Origin of the sequence: Pseudomonas sp. KCJK9058, assembly GCF_046230975.1 — a bacterium.
GTDB lineage: Bacteria > Pseudomonadota > Gammaproteobacteria > Pseudomonadales > Pseudomonadaceae > Aquipseudomonas > Aquipseudomonas alloputida.
The window spans coordinates 58,169-78,740 of record NZ_JBJJLR010000018.1 but is presented as its reverse complement, the minus strand read 5'-3'; the positions used below and the strand labels follow the sequence as shown (position 1 = coordinate 78,740).

The following is a 20,572-nucleotide window of genomic DNA, read 5'->3' as shown; positions in this document are numbered from 1 at the left end:
TTTCTGCATAGAGAGTGGCCATGTACATCCAGGTTCTCGGCTCCGCCGCCGGTGGCGGGTTCCCGCAGTGGAACTGCAACTGCGTCAACTGCAAGGGCTACCGTGATGGCACCCTGAAAGCCACGGCGCGCACCCAGTCATCCATCGCCCTGTCCGACGACGGTGTGCACTGGATATTGTGCAATGCCTCGCCCGACATCCGCGCCCAACTGCAGGCCTTTGCGCCGATGCAGCCGGCCCGGGCACTGCGCGACACTGGTATCAACGCCATCGTCCTGCTGGACAGCCAGATCGACCACACCACCGGCCTGCTGAGCCTGCGCGAAGGCTGCCCGCATCAGGTGTGGTGCACGGACATGGTCCACCAGGACCTGACCACCGGTTTCCCGCTGTTCAACATGCTCAGCCACTGGAACGGTGGCTTGCAGTGGAACCGTATCGAGCTGGAAGGCAGCTTCGTGATCGACGCCTGCCCCAACCTCAAGTTCACCCCCTTCCCCCTGCGCAGCGCCGCGCCGCCCTACTCCCCGCACCGCTTCGACCCGCACCCGGGCGATAACCTGGGTTTGATGGTCGAAGACACCCGCACCGGCGGCAAGCTGTTCTACGCCCCGGGCCTGGGGCAGGTAGACGAAAAGCTGCTGGCGATGATGCACGGTGCCGACTGCCTGCTGGTCGACGGCACCCTGTGGGAAGACGACGAAATGCAGCGCCGTGGCGTGGGCACCCGCACCGGCCGCGAGATGGGTCACCTGGCCCAGAACGGCCCTGGCGGCATGCTGGAAGTGCTCGACGGCTTCCCGCGCCAGCGCAAGGTACTTATCCACATCAACAACACCAACCCGATTCTCGACGAAGACTCACCCGAGCGCGCCGAAGTCCTGCGCCGGGGCGTCGAAGTTGCCTTCGATGGCATGAGCATCGCGTTGTAAAAAAGTCTGTGAGGCGACACCAGACCCTGTGGGAGCGGGCATGCCCGCGAAAAAGCCAACACGGTCCATGGCACCGGCTTCGCCGGTGTTCTCGGGCACGCCCGCTCCCACAAGGGAGAGGGATGTGCCAGGCCAGATAATCGTTCTACAGGAGCCAGCCGAATGAGCGACGCACTGCCAATGTCCCCTGCCGAATTCGAGCAGGCCCTGCGCGCCAAGGGCGCCTATTACCACATCCATCACCCGTACCACGTGGCGATGTACCAGGGGCGCGCCACCCGCGAGCAGATCCAGGGCTGGGTAGCCAACCGCTTCTACTACCAGGTCAACATCCCGATGAAGGATGCCGCGATCCTGGCCAACTGCCCGGACCGCGAAGTCCGCCGCGAGTGGATCCAGCGCCTGCTCGACCACGATGGTGCTCCCGGCGAGGATGGCGGCATCGAAGCTTGGCTGCGCCTGGGCCAGGCTGTCGGGCTGGACCCGGACCAATTGCGCTCGCAAGAGCTGGTATTGCCTGGCGTGCGCTTTGCCGTGGACGCCTACGTCAACTTCGCCCGCCGCGCCAGCTGGCAGGAAGCCGCCAGCAGCTCGCTGACCGAGCTGTTCGCCCCACAAATCCACCAGTCACGCCTGGACAGCTGGCCGCAACACTACCCGTGGATCGACCCCGCCGGCTATGAGTATTTCCGTACCCGCCTGGGCCAGGCTCGACGCGATGTGGAACACGGCCTGGCGATTACCCTGCAGCACTACACCACCCGTGCGGGCCAGGAGCGTATGCTGGAGATACTGCAGTTCAAGCTGGATATCCTCTGGAGTATGCTCGATGCCATGAGCATGGCCTACGAACTGAACCGCCCACCCTATCACTCCGTCACCCAGGAACGGGTGTGGCACAAGGGAATCACCCTATGAGTTTCGACCGTAACCAAGTGCCGAACTGGCGCCCCGGCTACCGCTTCCAGTACGAGCCGGCGCAAAAGGGCCATGTGTTGCTGTACCCCGAAGGCATGATCAAGCTCAACGACAGCGCGAGCCTGATCGGTGGCCTGATCGACGGCCAGCGTGACGTGGCAGCCATCATCAGCGAACTCGAACAGCAATTCCCCGATGTCCCGGAAGTGGCCGATGACATCGAGCAGTTCATGGAGGTGGCCCGTGCCGAACACTGGATCGTCCTCGCCTGAGTTGCCACCTACGCCCGAGGTCGGCCTGCCGCTGTGGCTGCTGGCCGAGCTAACCTACCGCTGCCCGCTGCAGTGCCCGTATTGCTCCAACCCGCTGGACTTCGCCGCCCAGGGCCAGGAGCTGAGCACCGAACAGTGGTTCAAGGTCATGGCTGAAGCGCGGGAAATGGGTGCCGCACAAATCGGCTTTTCCGGCGGTGAACCGCTGGTACGCCAGGACCTTGCCCAGCTGATCGCAGAGGCCCGCCGCCTGGGTTACTACACCAACCTGATCACTTCGGGCATCGGCCTGACCGAGGCGCGCATCGCCGACTTCAAAAAGGCTGGCCTGGACCATATCCAGATCAGCTTCCAGGCCAGCGACGAGCAGGTGAACAACCTGCTGGCCGGCTCGAAAAAGGCTTTTGCACAGAAGCTGGAAATGGCCCGCGCGGTAAAAGCCCATGGCTACCCGATGGTGCTCAACTTCGTCACCCATCGGCACAACATCGACAAGATCGACCGCATCATCGAGTTGTGCATTGCCCTTGAGGCCGACTTTGTCGAACTCGCCACGTGCCAGTTCTATGGCTGGGCGCACCTCAACCGCCTTGGTCTGCTGCCAACCCGCGCGCAGCTCGAGCGGGCAGAACGTATCACCAACGAATACCGGGACAAGCTCAAGGCCGAGGGCAACCCGTGCAAGCTGATTTTCGTTACCCCTGACTACTACGAAGAGCGCCCCAAGGCCTGCATGAACGGCTGGGGCAACCTGTTCCTCACCATCACCCCGGACGGTACCGCCTTGCCCTGCCACGGCGCCCGCCAGCTGCCCGTGCAGTTTCCGAATGTACGCGACCACGACTTGCACCATATCTGGTATGAGTCGTTCGGTTTCAACCGCTTCCGCGGCTATGAGTGGATGCGCGAACCTTGCCGCTCCTGCGACGAGAAAGAAAAAGACTTCGGCGGCTGTCGCTGCCAGGCCTTCATGCTGACCGGCGATGCCAGCAACGCAGACCCGGTGTGCGCCAAATCGACCGAGCACGGCATCATCCTCAAGGCCCGCGAGGAGGCAGAAACCGCCCAGCTCGCGATCGAACAGATGACCTTCCGCAATGATCGAAACTCCCGTGTCATCGCCCGCGGCTGAGTTCAGCGCGGCCCAGGCGGTTGCCGCCGGCACCGACTTCGCCGAACTCAAGGTCAGTGCCGACGGGCTGTTCTGGAACGAATTCCGCCCGGCCGATGGAGCGTGCCGTATCTGGCACTGGCTGCACTACCAGGCCCGTTGCCTGACCCCGGACGGCTTCAGCGTACGCAGCCGGGTTTATGAGTACGGCGGCGGCAGCTTCTGCCTGGGTGGCGACGGGCTGGTGTTCGTCAACGAAAAGGACCAGCAGGTCTACACCCAGCCGCTGGACGATTCGCTACCGCGTGCGCTGACCCAGGATGCCAGCTGCCGCTATGGCGATGTGCAGTGGCACAACGGCCAGGTGCTGGCCGTCGAAGAGCGCCATGCCGAGCAGGTAGAGCACCGCCTGGTCGCTTTGGGTGACAGCAGCCGCGAGGTGCTCGCCGAGGGCGCCGACTTCTATGCCTCGCCTGCTGTCAGTGCCGATGGACAGCGCCTGGCGTGGATCGAATGGGACCGCCCGGCGCAGCCCTGGACCGTCACCCGGCTGATGTATCGCGCGCGCGATGCCAGCGGCCACTGGGGGCCGGCGCAATGTGTAGCCGCCGCAGAAGAATCGCTGCAACAACCACGCTTCGATGCCGAAGGTCGGCTCTACTGCCTGTCCGACCGCAATGGTTTCTGGCAACCCTGGGGTGAGGTCGATGGCCAATGGCAGGCGTTGCCTGCCGCACCGGCAGACCATGCTGCTGCGCCTTGGCAATTGGGCACCTGTACCTGGTTGGCACTGGGCCCGCAAAGCTACCTGGCCAGCTGGTTCGAAGACGGCTTCGGGCAATTGGGGCTGCGTGGTGAAGATGGCCGTATGGAGCGTTTCGCCAGTGCCTACACACGCTTTCGCAGCCTGGCCATGGACAGCGAACACCTGTATGCCATCGCCGCGTCGCCCATCAGCCCCCCGGCAGTCATTGCCATTGACCGCAGCAACCATGAAGTACGCGTGCTGGCCGGTGGTGCCGAAATGCTGCCGGCAGGGCAAATCAGCCTGCCGCAGCCGATCCATTACGACAGTGGCGGCGAGCAGGCCCATGGTTTCTTCTACCCGCCAGCGCAGCCGCAAGGCGCCGCACCGCTGGTGGTGTTCATCCACGGCGGGCCAACCTCAGCCTGTTATCCCGTGCTCGACCCGCGTATCCAGTATTGGACCCAGCGCGGCTTTGCCGTGGCCGACCTCAACTACCGGGGCAGCACCGGCTATGGTCGGGAATACCGCCAGGCACTGCACCAGCGCTGGGGCGAGAGCGATGTGGCCGATGCCTGCGCGGTAGTCGAATACCTGGCAGCTCAGGGCGTGGTCGACAAACGCAAGGCGTTCATCCGCGGCGGCAGCGCCGGGGGCTACACCACCCTGTGCGCTTTGGCGTTCCAAGACGTGTTTCGCGCCGGCGCCAGCCTGTACGGGGTCAGCGACCCGATAGCCCTGGGCCGTGCCACCCACAAGTTCGAGGGTGATTATCTGGACTGGTTGATCGGCGACCCGCAGCGGGACGCTGACCGCTATCGCCAGCGCACGCCGCTGCTGCATGCAGAGCGCATCAAGGTGCCGGTGATTTTCTTCCAGGGTGAGCTGGATGCAGTGGTGGTGCCGGAACAGACGCGGTCCATGCTGGCAGCGTTGCAGGCCAACGGGATCGACGCTGAAGGGCACTTTTATGCGGGAGAGCGGCATGGGTTCCGCAAGGCGGAGAACCTGGCGCATGCCTTGGAAGAAGAGTGGAAATTTTATTGCCGGGTGTTGGTGCAATAGTTCCAGGCGCCCCCGCAGGAGCAACCTTGTGATGCTCCTGCGGGGCCAATCTCTGCCTGTATCAACGCTTGGCGATGATATACACCGCATGCACGATCCCCGGAATGTAACCCAGCAGGGTCAGCAGGATATTAAGCCAGAACGCCCCACCAAACCCGACCTGCAGGAACACCCCCAGCGGCGGCAGGATGATGGCGATGATGATGCGGATAAAGTCCATGCGAGTCTCTCCTTAAGGGTTACATCAAAGACTAGCTGCCCGCCCTAGAGGTTCCACAGGCAAAAAAAAACGCCCCGGGCCGAATGAAACAGGCCAGGGGCGATGCGCAGGAACGCCAGACGGTTCGTTGAATTCTTTGCCAGGCCGCTACGCCGGCACTTCGCGACGGGCCTGCTGCTGGGCATGCAGGCGGGCGAAAGCGCGCGCCAGGCGCAGCAGCATTTCGTCGATGTTGCCTTTGCTCACCGTCAGCGCCGGTGAAAAGCGCACTACATCCGCTTGCGGCGCGTTGAGCAGCAGGCCTTCGTGCAGGGCCGCAGCCACCAGTTCGCGGGCCAGGTTTTCTTTCAGTTGCAGGGCCCATAGCAGCCCGTGACCGCGCACTTCACCCTGACCATAGCGCCCGGTCAGGCGGCTCAGGCCTTCACGCAGGTGACGACCGTTGTCCTGTACCTGGGCTAAAAAGCCAGGTTCCAGCACGCTGTCCAGCACCGCCAGGCCGGCGGCGCACATCAGCGCGTTGCCGTGATGGCTGCCTTCCAGCTCACCAGGCTCGGCGCAGCATGCCTTGCCCCTTGCCAACAAGGCGGCCAGCGGCACGCCGCCCCCCAGGCCCTTGCCCAAGGTGATGATGTCGGCGCGCACGCCATAGAGCTCCTCGGCCAGCAGCGCACCACAGCGACCAATACCGGTCTGCACCTCATCAAGGATCAGCAGGATGCCCAGTTCGCGGCAGAGCGTTTCCACGCCCTTGAGGTATTCCTGAGTAGCGGGAATAACGCCCGCCTCCCCCTGTATCGGCTCGAGCATGATTGCCACGGTGCGTGAATCCACCTCGGCGTGCAGCGCCGCGAGGTCATTGAACGGCACCTTGCTGAAACCCGGCAGGCCAGGTTCGCAGCGATTGCACGGCAACGGGTCGGACGCGGACAGCGCGCCGAGGCTACGGCCATGGCAGGCTTGGCTGGCAGTAATGATGTGATAGGCGCCGTTGCGGTGCAGTTGGCCCCACTTACGCGCCAGCTTGATCGCCCCTTCACAGGCCTCGGCACCGCTGTTAAGCAGGTAGGCCTGGTCACTGCCGGTACTCTGACACAGCCGGTTGACCAGCCCCAGCAGGCCACGGTTGTGGAAGCCCGAGCCCGGGTTGATCAACGCCTGAGCCTGGTTGCCCAACGCTTTGACCAGCACGCTGGGGCTGTGGCCCAAACTGTTGACCGCACCGCCCTGAGTGAAGTCCAGGTAGGCATGCCCTTCGTTGTCCCACAACCATGAGCCCTGGCCACGCACGAATACCTGCGCTGCACGTTCGGCGCCGGGCATCAGGCGCTCAGGCGACAGCTCAGACGCGTGCGGCACGATCACCGGCGCACGCTTGGGCTCGGCGGCGGCGGCAGGAGCCGAGCGGCGCAGGTTGAACAGGTTCATCAAGGGCTCCAACCAATCACGGTAAAGGGCAGCCACGGTGCGGTCTTGGTGCCGGCACTCGATATTTTGCCTTTCCTATCAAAAGTGTTTTTCATCCGGGGTAACAATCGACCGAATCATCGCTGTAACCCTTTGGAATACGGCGATAGACTAGGCTTCAGCAGGGTTTTCGACCATTTCGTTTTTCCAGCATTTTCGATAAGTATTACTTATGGATTTCCGCCAACTGCGTTATTTCGTCGCGGTGTACGAAGAAGGCCACGTAGGCCGTGCCGCCGAACGCCTGTCGCTGTCACAGCCGGCGCTTTCCCAGCAGATTCGCCAATTGGAGCACAGCCTCGACCTGAGCCTGTTCGAGCGCAGCAACAAACGCTTGCTGCCGACCCTGGCCGCCCACACCTTGTACAACCATGCCCTGCCGTTGCTCGACGGCCTGCAGCGCGCCCACGAGGCTATGCGCAACTTCAAGGGCCAGTCGCTGCGCACCTTGGCTATCGGTGTATTGCAGACCGTGCGGCCAAGCCTGATACCGCAGCTGCTTGAACGGCTGCGCAAGGCTCAACCTCACCTGGTCGTGCAGATTTACGAGTTGTCGGGGTTGGAGATCGAACGGCGTCTGCTCAATGGCAACCTGGACATCGGCATCAGCTACTTGCCGCCGCGCCAGCCAGGGCTGCATGGCCTGCTGTTGTACGAAGATGAGCTGCAACTGGTCATACCCGATACCCACCCGCTGAAGGACTTCAAGAAGGTGTCCATCCGTCAGGCCGCCGAGTTGCCCATGCTGATGCTGGGCGAAGAGTTCCAGATCCGCCAGATCTGGCAGGCGCAGCTGGCCAGCCAAGGCCGACGGCCGCAGGTGCAGGCAGAGATGAACAATATGGCAGGGATTCTCGATAGCCTCGCGCACACGGCGCTGGCTACCATTCTGCCGGGGCGCGCCAAGGAGGCCGCCGAAGATGATCAGGGGCTGCTGTGGAAGCCGTTGAGCGAGCCGCGCGTGCCATTGAAGGTTGGCCTGGTATTTCGCGATGCCCAGCGCCAGCAGGCCTCTGTAGAGCTGCTGCGCACATTGCTTGAGGAAGAGACGGACGCCCGCCTGCTGGGGGCATCACCGCTGGATGTGCTGGCCTAAAACACGCACACAAAGAAAACCCCGCCGAAGCGGGGTTTTCCAGACTGTTTCCCTGTGACATCCGTATCGCCCCGCCATCCTGGCAGGTGGTCCTTCGTCGTCATCCTTGATCTGTCCTATGCGCTTCCTGCACAACGTCCATGTGGTAAAGATTAACAGTGGATCCAATCTTAGAACAGTGGTGAAAAGTCACCGCGTCGTGTAGGAAAAAGCTTACACAAGGGGCATTCACAGATATGCGATGGCTGGGGCTGCTTTGCGGCCTAATCGCGACGCAAGGCCCCACATATCCAAACTTAGGCGATACCTGTGGGAGCGGCCTTGCGTCGCGATTGGGCTGCGCAGCAGCGCCAAAAATCGATCAGAACTGCTCGGCATCCAGCAGGTACAGCGACTCACTTCCCGCCTTCACCGAAGCCACCAGCGAATCCACCCGTGGCAGTAACCGCGCGAAGTAGAACCGCGCCGTACCCAGCTTGCCCGAATAGAACGGCGCATCCCCCTCGCCCGCCTGGGCCGCCCGCGCCATCAGTGCCCACATGTAGCCATAGGCAACATAGCCAAAGGCATGCAGGTACTCGACCGAAGCCGCGCCAATTTCATTCGGGTTGCCCTTGGCCTGCTGCAGTACCCACTCGGTCAACCCGTCGAGCTGATCGAGCGAAGCGCCCAGTGGCTTGGCGAATTCGTCCAGTTCGCTGCCTGCATCGGTAATGAACTGACGAATCTCGTCAGAGAACAGCTTGTAGTATGCCCCGCCGCTGGCCACCACTTTACGCCCCATCAGGTCGAGGGCCTGGATGCCATTGGTACCTTCGTAGATCTGGGTAATGCGCACGTCGCGCACCAACTGCTCCTGCCCCCACTCACGAATGTAACCATGCCCGCCAAATACCTGCTGGCCGTGCACTGCGCACTCCAGGCCCAGGTCGGTGAGGAAGGCCTTCGCCACCGGCGTCAGCAGTGCCACCAGCTCTTCGCTGCGTTTGCGCACACTGGCGTCTTCGCTGTACTTGGCACTGTCCAGTTGCATGGCCACATAAGTGGAGAATGCGCGGCCACCTTCGATCAGCGCCTTCATGGTCAACAGCATGCGACGCACGTCCGGGTGGACGATGATCGGGTCGGCAGCCTTGTCCTTGGCTTGTGGGCCGGCCGGGGCACGGCTTTGCAGGCGATCGCGGGCGTACTCCACGGCGTTCTGGTAGGAGCGCTCGGCCGACGCCAGGCCTTGAATGCCAACGCCCAGGCGCTCGTAGTTCATCATGGTGAACATGGCCGCCAGGCCTTTGTTCGGCTCACCGACGATGTAGCCGACAGCTTCGTCGAAGTTCATCACACAGGTAGCCGAGGCCTGGATGCCCATTTTGTGCTCGATCGAGCCGCAAGTGGCCGGGTTCCGCGCGCCGAGGCTACCGTCTTCATTGACCAGGAATTTCGGCACCAGGAACAGCGAAATACCTTTCGGCCCCGCCGGTGCATCCGGCAACTTGGCCAGCACCAGATGGATGATGTTCTCGGTCAGGTCGTGTTCGCCACCCGTGATGAAAATCTTGGTACCACTGACCTTGTAGCTGCCATCCGCCTGGGGCTCGGCCTTGGTGCGGATGATGCCCAGGTCAGTACCGGCATGCGGCTCGGTCAGGCACATGGAGCCGGCCCAAACGCCGGCATACATGTTCGGAAGGTATTTTTCCTTCAAGGCCTCGCTGGCGTGGGCGTTGATCGACAGACAGGCGCCGGCCGTCAGCATCGGGTACAGGCCGAAAGCCAGGCTGGACGCGTTGACCATTTCCTCGACCTGGGCCGAGATGGCCTTGGGCATGCCCATACCGCCGAACAGCGGGTCGCCGCCCACGCCCACCCAGCCGCCTTCGGCGTAGGTGTTGTAGGCTTCAATGAAACCGGCCGGGGTCCGCACCGCGCCGTTGTCCCAGTGGCAGCCCTCTTCGTCGGCGGCGCGGCTGAGCGGCGCAATGGTCTTGGCGGTGACCTTGCCGGCTTCTTCCAGCACGGCCATGGCCGTGTCGGCATCGACAACCTCGGCCAGCCCGGGCAACTGCGTCCACTGCTCGGCCACGTTGAAGACTTCATTCAGTACGAAGCGCATGTCGCGCAGGGGCGCTTTATAGTCAGCCATGACAACCTCTCGCTAGTCGGGTCGGGGCGGTCTCGGGGAACCGCGACACTGGGGTTACTGGCAGTGTAACCGAACAACTTTTGCGAGACATAGGGTCATCAATCGACTGTATAGTCTCGCCCGGTCACGCCGTGCGCACTGCCCCACGCTGTGATTGTCGCCCATGCACCATGACACAATTTCGCCCCGCGCCTTTGGCACTGTAAAGCGCCTGGTCGGCGGATTTCAGCACCGCCTCGGGGTTGCGATGATCGGCCTGGCGCTCGGCCACGCCGATACTGATGGTGACCGAGACCGTGCCGCCGGCGCTGCCCGCCCGGCGCTGGCGCCCGGCGGTATCGTCCTGCGGGCGGTTGTGCTGATCGCGCAAGTGCATCACGTAATTGGCGATCACTTCACGCACGGCTTCCACATGCGGCACGCATTCCGCGGCAGTCTTGCCGGCGAACACCAGGGCGAACTCCTCTCCGCCATAACGGTAGGCGCGGCCACCGCCGGTGACCTTGGACAAGCGGCTGGCGACCAACCGCAGCACCTGGTCACCGACATCGTGGCCGTGGGTGTCGTTGAATTTCTTGAAGTGGTCGACATCGGTCATGGCGATCACATAGTTACGCCCCAGGCGCTGCATGCGCTCGTTCAGCGCACGACGCCCCGGCAGGCCAGTCAGCTCGTCACGGAAGGCCATCTGATAAGCCTCGTGCGCCACTGCCGCGGCGATCATCAGCATTACCTGGCTGCACATGATGTTCAAGGTAAACGGCAGGATGAAGGTTTGCGGCAGCATCCAGAAAATGCCCAGCAGGCCGATCAACTGCGCAGCGTGCAGCGGCCGGGGTGCACGCAGGTACTGCACCACCAGCAGAATGAACACACCCAGGAACAGTGGGTAGACCATCTGGATCAGGCTCATCCAGTGGCCATGCAAAGCCGGCCAGCGGATCTCCGCCAACCAGGTCAGCAACGCCTCGGGGTAGCTTTGCTGGAGGGCCACCGCCACACTGCCCACGGCAAACAGTACGGCACCGCGGGCGACCAGGTCCTGCAGCAGGTGCGTGCGCTCCTGCCAGGCGCCGTACAGCCCGAACAGCGCCGGCAGCAACAGGCAGACCAGGTGGAAGATCACCGCGGCGTCCTCACGCACGCGGCCATGGTCACGGTAGAAGTCGGTCTGGGTATCGAGCAGGAAGTAGGCGATGTACACCGTCAGCATCAGGAACAGCTCACGCTGGCGGCGGTAAACCGCGCAGTAGGTGCCACCCAACAGCAGAACCAAGGTAGGCAGGACATTGAACAGCGATGTGAAAAAGACGCTGAGGTCTCTCACATAGGCTGCGGCGAGCCCTGCCAGCAACAAGAACAGCGACGGCAGGAAGTGGCTTGCGCGAACAGCGTTAAAACGAAACAAGGGTAATCTCCAACCCGGCAGATCAATAATGGCATTGTGCCCTCACTTCATCGGCAGTGCACTGGAACAGTTGAATTTGCGGTTGGATGAACGAACTTCCGGCCGCCACGCGAGCCTTGTAGGAGCGGGTTTACCCGCGAATACGGTGGTGGCAGCAACGGTGAACGGCTGATGGAGATTGGCCAGCAGGCACGGCCTCTTCGCGGGTAAACCCGCTCCTACACGACGGCCTGTGTCCAACCCCTGATGTGTGTCCACCAGCGTGGTAGGAGCGGGTTTACCCGCGAATACGGTAGCGCCGGCAACGGTGAACGGCTGATGGAGATTGGCCAGCAGGCCCGGCCTCTTCGCGGGTAAACCCGCTCCTACGAGGGACCACGCTGAACCTGAAGACGTAAAAAACCCGCCTGCCGGTCAGGGCAGGCGGGTTTTGGGTACAGCGCCAGTATCAGTACGATAGGCCGAAGTGCTCTTCGTCCATCGCCATCAGGTTGTTGGCGCCCGACAGCATGGTCGCCACATGGGTACGGGTACGTGGCAGGATGCGCTGGAAGTAGAAGCGGGCAGTCTGCAGCTTGGCGGTGTAGAACGCCTCCTCGCTGGTACCGGCTGCCAGTTTCTCGGCGGCCAGGCGGGCGATGTCGGCCCAGAAGTAGGCCAGGCAGGCATAGCCGGAGTACATCAGGTAATCGACCGAAGCCGCACCCACTTCTTCACGGTCCTTCATGGCAGCCATGCCCACTTTCATGGTCAGCTCGCCCCACTCCTTGTTGATGGCCGCCAGCGGTTCGACGAACTCCTTGACCGCTTCGTTACCTTCCTGCGCCTGGCAGAACTTGTGCACGATCTTGGTGAAGCCCTTCAGTGCTTCGCCCTGAGTCATCAGCACTTTGCGACCGAGCAGGTCGAGGGCCTGAATACCGGTAGTGCCTTCGTACAGCATGGAGATACGGCTGTCGCGCACGTTCTGCTCCATGCCCCATTCGGCGATGAAGCCATGGCCACCGTAGATCTGTACGCCGTGGTTGGCGGCTTCGAAACCGACTTCGGTCATGAATGCCTTGGCGATCGGGGTCAGGAACGCCAGCAGGGCGTCAGCCTTCTTGCGCTCTTCTTCGTCCTGGCTGTACTTGACGATGTCCACCTGCTTGGCAGTGAAGTACACCATCGCGCGGTTGCCTTCGGCGAAGGCCTTCATGGTCAGCAGCATGCGCCGTACGTCCGGGTGGACGATGATCGGGTCAGCAGCCTTGTCCGGTGCTTTCGGGCCGGTCAGGGAACGCATCTGCAGGCGCTCACGGGCGTACTTCAGGCCACCCTGGAACGCCACCTCGGCGTGGGCCAGGCCTTGCAGCGCGGTACCCAGGCGAGCAGTGTTCATGAAGGTGAACATGCAGTTCAGGCCTTTGTTGGCTGGGCCGATCAGGTAGCCGGTGGCCGCATCGAAGTTCATGACGCAGGTAGCGTTACCGTGGATGCCCATCTTGTGTTCGATCGAGCCGCAGCTCACGCCGTTGCGCTCGCCCACGCCGCCCTCGGCGTTGGGCAGGAACTTCGGCACGATGAACAGCGAAATCCCCTTGGTACCGGCCGGTGCGTCCGGCAGGCGGGCCAGGACGATATGGACGATGTTGTCGGCCATGTCGTGCTCACCGGCCGAAATGAAGATCTTGGTGCCCGACACTTTGTAGCTGCCGTCGGCCTGTGGCTCGGCCTTGGTGCGCAGCATGCCCAGGTCGGTGCCGCAGTGCGGTTCGGTCAGGCACATGGTGCCGGTCCACTCGCCGGACACCAGCTTGGTCAGGTAGGTGTGCTGCTGCTCGGCAGTGCCATGCGCAGAAATAGTGTTCATCGCGCCATGCGACAGGCCTGGGTACATACCCCACGACCAGTTCGAGCCACCGACCATTTCGCTCAGGGCCAGGCCCAGCGACTCTGGCAGGCCTTGGCCGCCATGCTCGACGTCATGTGCCAGGCTAGGCCAGCCGCCTTCGACGAACTGCTGGTAGGCTTCCTTGAAGCCGGTTGGGGTTTTCACCCCCGATTCGCTCCAGGTGCAGCCTTCCTGGTCACCCACGCGGTTCAGCGGCGACAACACCTGCTCACAGAACTTCGCGCCTTCTTCAAGGATCGCGTCGACCATGTCGGGCGTGGCGTCCTGGCAGCCCGGCAGGCTCTGATAGTGCGCCTCATAGCCAAGCAGCTCGTCGCGAACGAAGCGGATATCACGCAAGGGGGCTTTGTAGTCAGGCATTGCGATGAACCTCTAGGTGAGTTCTGTGGGGTGACCCGCGCTTGGCGGAAGCCGATCAAACAGTTGTTTGAAACTTACGTTTAGCTCAGCTTTCTGTCAAGGATGGACTATGGTGCCATTTACGCCACGAAAAATGGCAAATCAGTCATGCCATGGCAAAAACCCTTGTAGGAGCGGGCTTGCCCGCGAAGAGGCCCGACCAGACAAAATTGTTTTCTGATCGGAAGCATTCGCGGGCAAGCCCGCTCCTACAAGGGCAGGCGCTGAAATAGGGGATGACGCAAGTGTTCAGGCGTAGGTGTCGATGATCCGGCCAAGCATTTCGTCGGATGCCTTGGCAACCTTTGCGCCGAGCTCGACTTCGGTCTTGCCCACCGCCTGTTGCACGACACTGGTGGCCATGTCCATCTGCTGGCTGCGGTCGACCGCGCGCAGCCGTTCGGCCTGAAAATCGCTGGACTGGCTAGTGGCGGTACGTTCGGCAGTGGTGTTGGCGATCTGGCTGGCGGCCTGATCGACGCGGTTCTGGCCGGTCTGGATTGCGCTCAGGCCCGCGTAGTAGGCGGAGCTACCGGTGATTTCCATGTCAGGACTCCATTGACGCTGGATGACGAACAGCCCCAATTAAAACAGGCTAGGGGCAAAAAGGCCCGTTTAAATCCCTAATGGCTCAATGCCAGTTGATAGGCCTTGGGTATTCCTGCACTGGCCGCCTCGCGGGTAAACCCGCGCCCACAACGGTATGCGTCCCCTCGTAGGAGCGGGTTTACCCGCGAAGAGGCCGGGCCTGCATCACACTAATCCAGCAGATCCAGCTGCAGATGCTCAGCCACCATGTCGGCACTGGCCTGCTTGAGCTTGGGCACCCGCCCCAGGCAAGGCGCCGGCAAGCGCTCTGCAAGGCTGGCCAGGTTCTCTTCCAGGCGTGAGGTGCGCGGCTCGATGATGTTTGCCACCCAACCCGCCAACTGCAGCCCATCACGCTCGATCGCTTCGGCGCTGAGCAAGGCATGGCTGATGCAACCCAACCGCACACCTACCACCAGAATCACCGGCAACCGCAGGGCAACGGCAAGGTCGGACAGGTTCTCCAAGCCCGACAGCGGTACGCGCCAGCCACCGGCCCCCTCTATCAGGGTGAAGTCGGCATTTTGCTGCAGCACATTGCGCATCGCCGCGAGCAGTTCTGGCACAGCCAGCGTCACCCCTGCCTCGCGCGCCGCCACATGCGGGGCAATAGCAGGCTCGAAGGCAAACGGATTGACCTGCTCATAGGGCAGCTTGACCGTGCTTTCGTCGATCAGCGCCAGGGCATCGCTATTGCGCAAACCTTTCGGCGTCATGGTGCAACCCGAGGCCACCGGCTTGGCACCCAGTGTGCTCATGCCCTGCAAACGCGCCGCATGCAACAGGCCAGCGGCGATGGTGGTCTTGCCGACATCGGTATCGGTACCCGCAATGAAAAAGGCCTGGCTCATCGTGCTCCCTTTACGCCAGTGGCTTGCGCAACACACCATAGACCACTTGATAGGTGGCTGGCAGCCCCGCGGGTTGGCGAAATGCCTCATAGGCCTGCAACAGGCCCTGCATTCGCGCCCGGCCGGTGAGGCCGGAAGGTCGCCCAGGGTTCAGATTGTGCGCCCCCAACGCCTTCAGTTCGTGGGTCAGGCTGCGCACATCCGGGTAGTGCAGCACATGCGGGCACCGCTCCAGCTCAAGCTGTTCAAAACCGCTGGCTGCGCACAGGCGCTGATAGTCTTCGAAACGGCGGAAGCGGTTTACATGCACCAGGCCATCCACCGCCTGCCAACTGGCGCGCAGTTCATCAAGGGTGCCCACGCACAGGCTGCTGAAGGCCAGTACACCGCCTGGGCGCAGCACCCGCTGCGCCTCGTCCAGCACACTGGTGAACTGATCGCACCACTGCACCGCCAGGCTGGAAAACACCAGGTCGACGCTGCCATCGCGCAGCGGCAGACGCTCGGCGTCGCCAACCACGTGATACTGCGCCCCACCCTTTACATGACGGGCATGAAGCAACATGCCTTCGGCAATATCCACCGCCACGCCGCTGGCCTGGACGAAACGCTCGGCCAGCATGCGGCTGAAATGGCCGGTGCCACTGCCCAGGTCCAGCCAGTGTGACGGCTGCAGGCCTGCCGGCAACAGCTCCAGCAGGCTCAGGCCTACAGCGCGCTGAAGGGCCGCCACGCTGTCGTAACTGGCCGCGGCGCGGGAGAACGAGGCCGCCACCTGGCGCTTGTCGGGCAATGCGCCGGGCAGGGTCGGACGGGAAAGGTCAGTCATCGCCACTCTCATGCAGAAAACTCTTGATGCCCGCCGCCAGCTCCTGCGGATACTCCAGCAGGAACGCGTGGGAACTGTCTTCGACCAGGCCCACTTCTACATCGGGCAACAGCTCGCTCAACGCCTTTGCCGCCTCTGCCGGCACTAGCGCATCGCTGCCGGCGAACAGGTGCAGTTGCGGGCCACCATAGGCCTGCAAGGCTTCACGGGTGTCCAGCTTGGCCAGCACTTCAAGGCCAGTGGCCAGGTACAACGGGTCGGTATCCGGCACGCCGACACCCAGCTGACGCAACAAGGTGCGCGGCTGCAGGGCGCCGTCGCTGCACAAGGTACGGAAGCGCTTGAGGGTAACCTGGGTATGGTTGCGGCAGCCGTCGAGGAAGGTGCCGAAGGTGTCTTCGGCCATGCCATGGGGCCAATCTGGCCGGGCCAGGAAGCTGGGGTTGCTGGCCAAGGTCAGCAGCCCGCAGCAGTGGTCGCCACGCTTGTGCGCCAGCGCGCTGGCCAACATGCCACCCAGTGACCAGCCACCCAGCCAGACATTGCTGGGCAGCTTGCGGTCCAGATGGTCGATCCAGGCCTGCACATCGCTGTGGGCCAGTTCTGGCAGGGGCATCAGCTCTACCTGCAGGCGGGCGTCCTGAGCACGCAGGCTAGCGGCCAGCGGCTCCAGCGCAGCAGTTCCCAAGCCCCAGCCGGGCAATAGAACAAGTCGATTACGCATCGGCGTTCTCCAACTGTGGATAACACTCGGCCAATGCATTCAACAATAGCTGCACCTGCGCCTCGCTGTGTGCGGCGCTCAGGGTTACCCGCAGGCGTGCGCTGCCAGCCGGCACGGTGGGTGGGCGGATGGCCGTCACCAGCAAGCCGCGCTCACGCAGCAGGCGTGACAGGCGCAACGCCTGCGCACTGTCGCCGATCACGATGGGCTGGATCGGCGTCGGGCTGTCCATCAACTGCAGCCCCAGCTGCTGCGCGCCTTCTCGGAACTGGCGAATCAAGGCTGCCAGGTGCTCACGACGCCAGGTTTCGCGGCGCAGCAGCTCCAGGCTCTTGAGTGTGGCGCAGGCCAGCGCCGGTGGCTGGCTGGTGGTGTAGATATAGGGGCGGGCGAACTGTACCAACGCCTCGATCAGCGCTTCGCTGCCAGCAACAAAGGCGCCCGCAGTGCCGCAAGCCTTGCCCAGCGTGCCGATCAGCACCGGTACGTCATCCACGCCCAGGCCAAAGTGCTCGACGATGCCGCCGCCCTGTGCGCCCAAGGTACCCAGGCCATGGGCATCGTCAACCATCAGCCAGGCTCCGCGGGCACGGGCGACATCAGCCAGCGCCGGCAGATCGGCGAGGTCACCGTCCATGCTGAATACGCCATCGGTCACCACCAGGGTATTGCCGACTGCCTTGTCCAGGCGGCTGGCCAGGCTGGCCGGGTCGTTATGCAGGTAGCGGTTGAAGCGGGCACCACTGAACAGCCCGCCATCCAGCAGCGAGGCATGGTTGAGGCGGTCTTGCAGTACCGTGTCGCCCTGCCCCACCAGCGCGGTGATGGCGCCCAGATTGGCCATATAACCGGTGGAGAACAACAGTGCGCGCGGGCGGCCGGTAAGTTCAGCCAGTGCCTCTTCAACCTGATGGTGCGGAGTGCTGTGGCCAACCACCAGGTGCGAGGCACCACCCCCCACACCCCAGCGCTCGGCGCCGGCCTGCCAGGCGGCGATCACCTCGGGGTGGTTGGCCAGGCCCAGGTAGTCATTGCTGCAGAAGGCCAGCAACCGCTGGCCGTCGACCACGACTTCCGGCCCTTGCGGGCTTTCCAGCAATGGCCGGTGCCGATACAGGTCTGCGGCGCGCCGTTCGGCCAGGCGCGCTGCCAGGTCGAAAGCCATATCAGGCTGTCGCGGCGTCGTAGAACATCTCGCTGCTGCGCTGCTCGACCAGCGCTTGCTCGATGGCTGCCTGGTGCACTTCGTCGGCGTGCTCTTCACGCGCTTCGGGCTTGATGCCCAGGCGTGCGAACAGCTGCATGTCCTTGTCGGCCTGGGGGTTGGCAGTGGTCAGCAGCTTTTCGCCGTAGAAGATCGAGTTGGCGCCCGCCATGAAGGCCAGGGCCTGCATCTGCTCGTTCATCTGCTCGCGGCCGGCGGACAGGCGCACGTGAGACTTGGGCATGAGGATACGGGCCACGGCCAGCATACGGATAAAGTCGAACGGGTCGACGTCCTCTTCCTCAGCCAGCGGCGTGCCGGCCACCTTGACCAGCATGTTGATCGGCACCGACTCCGGGTGTTCCGGCAGGTTGGCCAGCTGGATCAGCAGGCCGGCGCGGTCATCCAGCGATTCACCCATGCCCAGAATGCCACCAGAGCAGATTTTCATCCCGGCATCGCGCACGTAGGCCAGGGTCTGCAGGCGCTCGCTGTAGGTACGTGTGGTGATGATGCTGCCGTAGAACTCCGGTGAGGTGTCGAGGTTGTGGTTGTAGTAGTCCAGACCCGCGTGGGCCAGGGCCTTGGTTTGCTCCTGATCGAGTTTGCCGAGGGTCATGCAGGTTTCCAGGCCCATGGCCTTGACGCCTTTGACCATCTCCAGCACGTAGGGCATGTCTTTGGCCGACGGGTGCTTCCACGCCGCCCCCATGCAGAAACGGGTAGAACCGATGGCTTTGGCGCGGGCAGCTTCTTCCAGCACCTTCTGCACTTCCATCAGCTTCTGTTTCTCCAGCCCGGTGTTGTAGTGGCCGGACTGCGGACAATATTTGCAATCTTCCGGGCAGGCGCCGGTCTTGATCGACAGCAAGGTCGAAACCTGCACGCGGTTGGGGTCGAAGTGCGCGCGGTGCACGGTCTGCGCCTGGAACAGCAAATCATTGAACGGTTGCTGGAACAGCGCCTTGACCTCGGCCAGGGCCCAATCGTGACGTGTTGTTGCAGTTGTGCTGGCGCTCATCGGCGTTTCCTTGTTTAGGCTGTAGCTGGCGCCGGGACAGGAAAGCCCGCCAGCGCATCACGGATAGCTCGCATAGTCATGGAAGGCCTATGAACTGTCAACTGCACTTGAAGCGACTGGTTTACAAGTGCTCACTTATTAATCAGAAGTGCTTGTTATGCGATGAGCCTGCCGAGCAGCCTTACCCGTTGTGCGTCACCTGCGAACAGGCGCTGCCCTGGCTGGGTGATCAGTGCCGGCATTGCGCCCTGCCCTTGCCCATGGCCGGCTTGACCTGCGCCCCGTGTGGCCGCTGCTTGCCGGCCTTCGATCAGGTCATTGCCCTGTGGCATTTCGGTTTTCCGGTGGACACGTTGATCAGCCGTTTCAAGCACAATCGCCAATGGCCTTTGGGGCGCCTGATGGCTGAGCTGCTGGGGCAGGGGCTGCTGTATCGCTATGCCGAAGGGTTGCCTCGCCCTGACCTGCTGTTGCCTGTGCCTTTGGCCAGGCGTCGACTACGCGAGCGGGGGTTCAATCAGGCGGGGATGCTTGGGCGGTGGTTGTCGTCGCACGTCGGGGTAACCTGCAACGAGCGTTTGCTGGTCCGCACACGCGAGACACCGGCACAGCAACATCTGGGCGCCAAGGCACGGCAGCGCAATTTGCGCCAGGCGTTCGCGGTCATGGGCACACTGGAAGGCAAGCATGTCGCCATCGTCGATGATGTGTTGACCACCGGTGCCACTGCGCAGGCTATCGCCCAGGTACTGCGCAAGGCAGGTGCGCGGCGGGTGGATGTGTATTGCCTGGCACGTACGCCCAAACCGGGGTATGTATGACCAGGCGCGACCTGCCCCTTTGTAAAGCACCCTTGTATACGGAATACCCATGTCCCTACCCGCCCTTCTCACCCAGCACATCGCCCGCCGCCCACAGCGCATCGCGCTGCTGCAGCACATTGCCGAACAAGGCTCGATCACCCGCGCCGCCAAGGCCGCAGGTATCAGCTACAAGGCGGCCTGGGATGCCATCGACGAGCTCAACAACCTGGCCAGCCAGCCCTTGGTCAAGCGCAGCACCGGTGGCCGCGGCGGTGGCGGTGCGCACTTGTCGCCGGAAGGCGAGCGGGTGTTGCGCCTGTACCAACGGCTGCAGGCCCTGCAGGCACAAATCCTTGAAGCCGCCGAAGAATCCAGCGACCTCGACCTGCTCGGGCGCCTGATGCTGCGCACCAGTGCGCGCAACCAGTTGCAGGGCCAGGTCAGCGGCCTGCGCCGTGAAGGCCGGTATGACCGCGTCAGCCTGGCATTGAGCGGCGGGCTGGAGATCGATGCGCTGATCACCCACGACAGCACTGCGCGCCTGGAGCTGACAGTGGGAACAACGGTGGTGGCGCTGCTCAAGGCCGGGTGGGTGCGCTTGTTGGCGGAGGGGGAAGAGGCCGAAGCGGGGAGCAATTGCCTTTGCACGAAGGTGGAGGAAGTGCTGGCAGAGGTCGATGGGCCCAGTGAAGTCAGGCTGGCGTTAGGCAACGGGCAGACCCTGTGTGCAATGGCTGATGCGCACTGGTTGGCTGCCCAGCAGGTCGTGGATGGCAGTGTGGTGCGGGTGCAGTTTCACCCGTCTTATGTGTTGATCGGGGTTCCCGCATAGTCTGGCCGCGCGGTGCGCGGTTCGCGGGCTTGCCCGCTCCCACAGGGACCGCA

At 63.1% G+C, this 20,572-nt stretch carries 19 protein-coding genes; 8 read left to right on the top strand and 11 right to left on the bottom strand.

Features of this window, described 5'->3' with window-relative positions; translation table 11 throughout:
- The first annotated feature begins 20 nt into the window (after positions 1-20).
- The 5 genes from pqqB (at position 21) to ACK59Z_RS12500 (ending at position 5,043) form a co-directional block, all read left to right on the top strand.
- Complete coding sequence (pqqB, locus tag ACK59Z_RS12520; protein WP_003255590.1) at positions 21-932, top strand: pyrroloquinoline quinone biosynthesis protein PqqB; 912 nt, start codon at positions 21-23, stop codon at positions 930-932.
- 162 nt (positions 933-1,094) lie between these two features.
- Entirely contained in the window at positions 1,095-1,850 is a 756-nt protein-coding gene (gene pqqC, locus ACK59Z_RS12515) for a pyrroloquinoline-quinone synthase PqqC (RefSeq protein WP_003255592.1), read from the top strand.
- Positions 1,847-2,122 carry a pyrroloquinoline quinone biosynthesis peptide chaperone PqqD gene (gene pqqD / locus ACK59Z_RS12510; RefSeq protein WP_003255595.1) on the top strand — a complete coding sequence of 92 codons (276 nt, stop codon included), beginning with the start codon at positions 1,847-1,849 and terminating at the stop codon, positions 2,120-2,122. The genes pqqC and pqqD overlap by 4 nt, the downstream gene beginning before the upstream one ends.
- On the top strand, positions 2,094-3,254 hold the full coding sequence (gene pqqE / locus ACK59Z_RS12505; protein ID WP_014860209.1) for a pyrroloquinoline quinone biosynthesis protein PqqE: 1,161 nt from the start codon (positions 2,094-2,096) through the stop codon (positions 3,252-3,254). Before pqqD ends, pqqE begins: the two co-directional genes overlap by 29 nt.
- Positions 3,220-5,043: a prolyl oligopeptidase family serine peptidase gene (locus ACK59Z_RS12500; RefSeq protein WP_409293098.1), complete on the top strand. Its 1,824-nt coding sequence runs from the start codon at positions 3,220-3,222 to the stop codon at positions 5,041-5,043. The genes pqqE and ACK59Z_RS12500 overlap by 35 nt, the downstream gene beginning before the upstream one ends.
- 61 nt (positions 5,044-5,104) lie before the next feature.
- On the opposite strand, the gene ACK59Z_RS12495 is transcribed toward ACK59Z_RS12500, so the two are convergent.
- Together ACK59Z_RS12495 and ACK59Z_RS12490 are read right to left on the bottom strand one after the other, a co-directional pair.
- On the bottom strand, positions 5,105-5,263 hold the full coding sequence (locus ACK59Z_RS12495; RefSeq protein WP_009681539.1) for a YqaE/Pmp3 family membrane protein: 159 nt from the start codon (positions 5,261-5,263) through the stop codon (positions 5,105-5,107).
- Positions 5,264-5,410: 147 nt separating this feature from the next.
- Positions 5,411-6,691, bottom strand: coding sequence for an aspartate aminotransferase family protein (locus ACK59Z_RS12490; protein ID WP_011953286.1), 1,281 nt, complete (start codon positions 6,689-6,691; stop codon positions 5,411-5,413).
- A 211-nt stretch (positions 6,692-6,902) separates the two neighbouring features.
- On the opposite strand from ACK59Z_RS12490, the gene ACK59Z_RS12485 reads away from it, so the two are divergent.
- On the top strand, positions 6,903-7,826 hold the full coding sequence (locus ACK59Z_RS12485; protein ID WP_003255599.1) for a LysR family transcriptional regulator: 924 nt from the start codon (positions 6,903-6,905) through the stop codon (positions 7,824-7,826).
- A 361-nt stretch (positions 7,827-8,187) separates the two neighbouring features.
- Here the strand turns inward: ACK59Z_RS12485 and ACK59Z_RS12480 are convergent, their stop codons facing one another.
- The 9 genes from ACK59Z_RS12480 to bioB form a co-directional block, all read right to left on the bottom strand.
- Positions 8,188-9,966: an acyl-CoA dehydrogenase C-terminal domain-containing protein gene (locus ACK59Z_RS12480; protein WP_108192004.1), complete on the bottom strand. Its 1,779-nt coding sequence runs from the start codon at positions 9,964-9,966 to the stop codon at positions 8,188-8,190.
- 124 nt (positions 9,967-10,090) lie between these two features.
- Positions 10,091-11,374 carry a diguanylate cyclase gene (locus tag ACK59Z_RS12475; protein WP_108192005.1) on the bottom strand — a complete coding sequence of 428 codons (1,284 nt, stop codon included), beginning with the start codon at positions 11,372-11,374 and terminating at the stop codon, positions 10,091-10,093.
- 448 nt (positions 11,375-11,822) lie between these two features.
- Positions 11,823-13,628, bottom strand: coding sequence for a phenylacyl-CoA dehydrogenase (locus tag ACK59Z_RS12470; RefSeq protein WP_010951720.1), 1,806 nt, complete (start codon positions 13,626-13,628; stop codon positions 11,823-11,825).
- 288 nt (positions 13,629-13,916) lie between these two features.
- Positions 13,917-14,213, bottom strand: a complete 297-nt coding sequence (locus tag ACK59Z_RS12465; protein ID WP_104960653.1) for a pyrroloquinoline quinone biosynthesis protein PqqE — start codon at positions 14,211-14,213, stop codon at positions 13,917-13,919.
- A 212-nt stretch (positions 14,214-14,425) separates the two neighbouring features.
- A complete protein-coding gene (gene bioD / locus ACK59Z_RS12460) occupies positions 14,426-15,106 on the bottom strand; it encodes a dethiobiotin synthase (protein ID WP_003255605.1) in 681 nt (226 codons plus the stop codon).
- A gap of 10 nt (positions 15,107-15,116) precedes the next feature.
- Entirely contained in the window at positions 15,117-15,935 is an 819-nt protein-coding gene (bioC, locus tag ACK59Z_RS12455) for a malonyl-ACP O-methyltransferase BioC (RefSeq protein WP_003255607.1), read from the bottom strand.
- Positions 15,928-16,659, bottom strand: a complete 732-nt coding sequence (locus ACK59Z_RS12450; RefSeq protein ID WP_003255608.1) for an alpha/beta fold hydrolase — start codon at positions 16,657-16,659, stop codon at positions 15,928-15,930. The genes bioC and ACK59Z_RS12450 overlap by 8 nt, the downstream gene beginning before the upstream one ends.
- Positions 16,652-17,824 carry an 8-amino-7-oxononanoate synthase gene (bioF, locus tag ACK59Z_RS12445; protein WP_108191828.1) on the bottom strand — a complete coding sequence of 391 codons (1,173 nt, stop codon included), beginning with the start codon at positions 17,822-17,824 and terminating at the stop codon, positions 16,652-16,654. The genes ACK59Z_RS12450 and bioF overlap by 8 nt, the downstream gene beginning before the upstream one ends.
- 1 nt (position 17,825) lies before the next feature.
- A complete protein-coding gene (gene bioB / locus ACK59Z_RS12440) occupies positions 17,826-18,884 on the bottom strand; it encodes a biotin synthase BioB (protein ID WP_003255611.1) in 1,059 nt (352 codons plus the stop codon).
- 89 nt (positions 18,885-18,973) lie between these two features.
- Here bioB and ACK59Z_RS12435 point away from each other — a divergent pair, with 89 nt between their 5' ends.
- Positions 18,974-19,705, top strand: a complete 732-nt coding sequence (locus ACK59Z_RS12435; RefSeq protein WP_108191829.1) for a ComF family protein — start codon at positions 18,974-18,976, stop codon at positions 19,703-19,705.
- A gap of 49 nt (positions 19,706-19,754) precedes the next feature.
- Positions 19,755-20,519, top strand: a complete 765-nt coding sequence (locus tag ACK59Z_RS12430; RefSeq protein WP_108191830.1) for a TOBE domain-containing protein — start codon at positions 19,755-19,757, stop codon at positions 20,517-20,519.
- Positions 20,520-20,572: the final 53 nt, after the last annotated feature.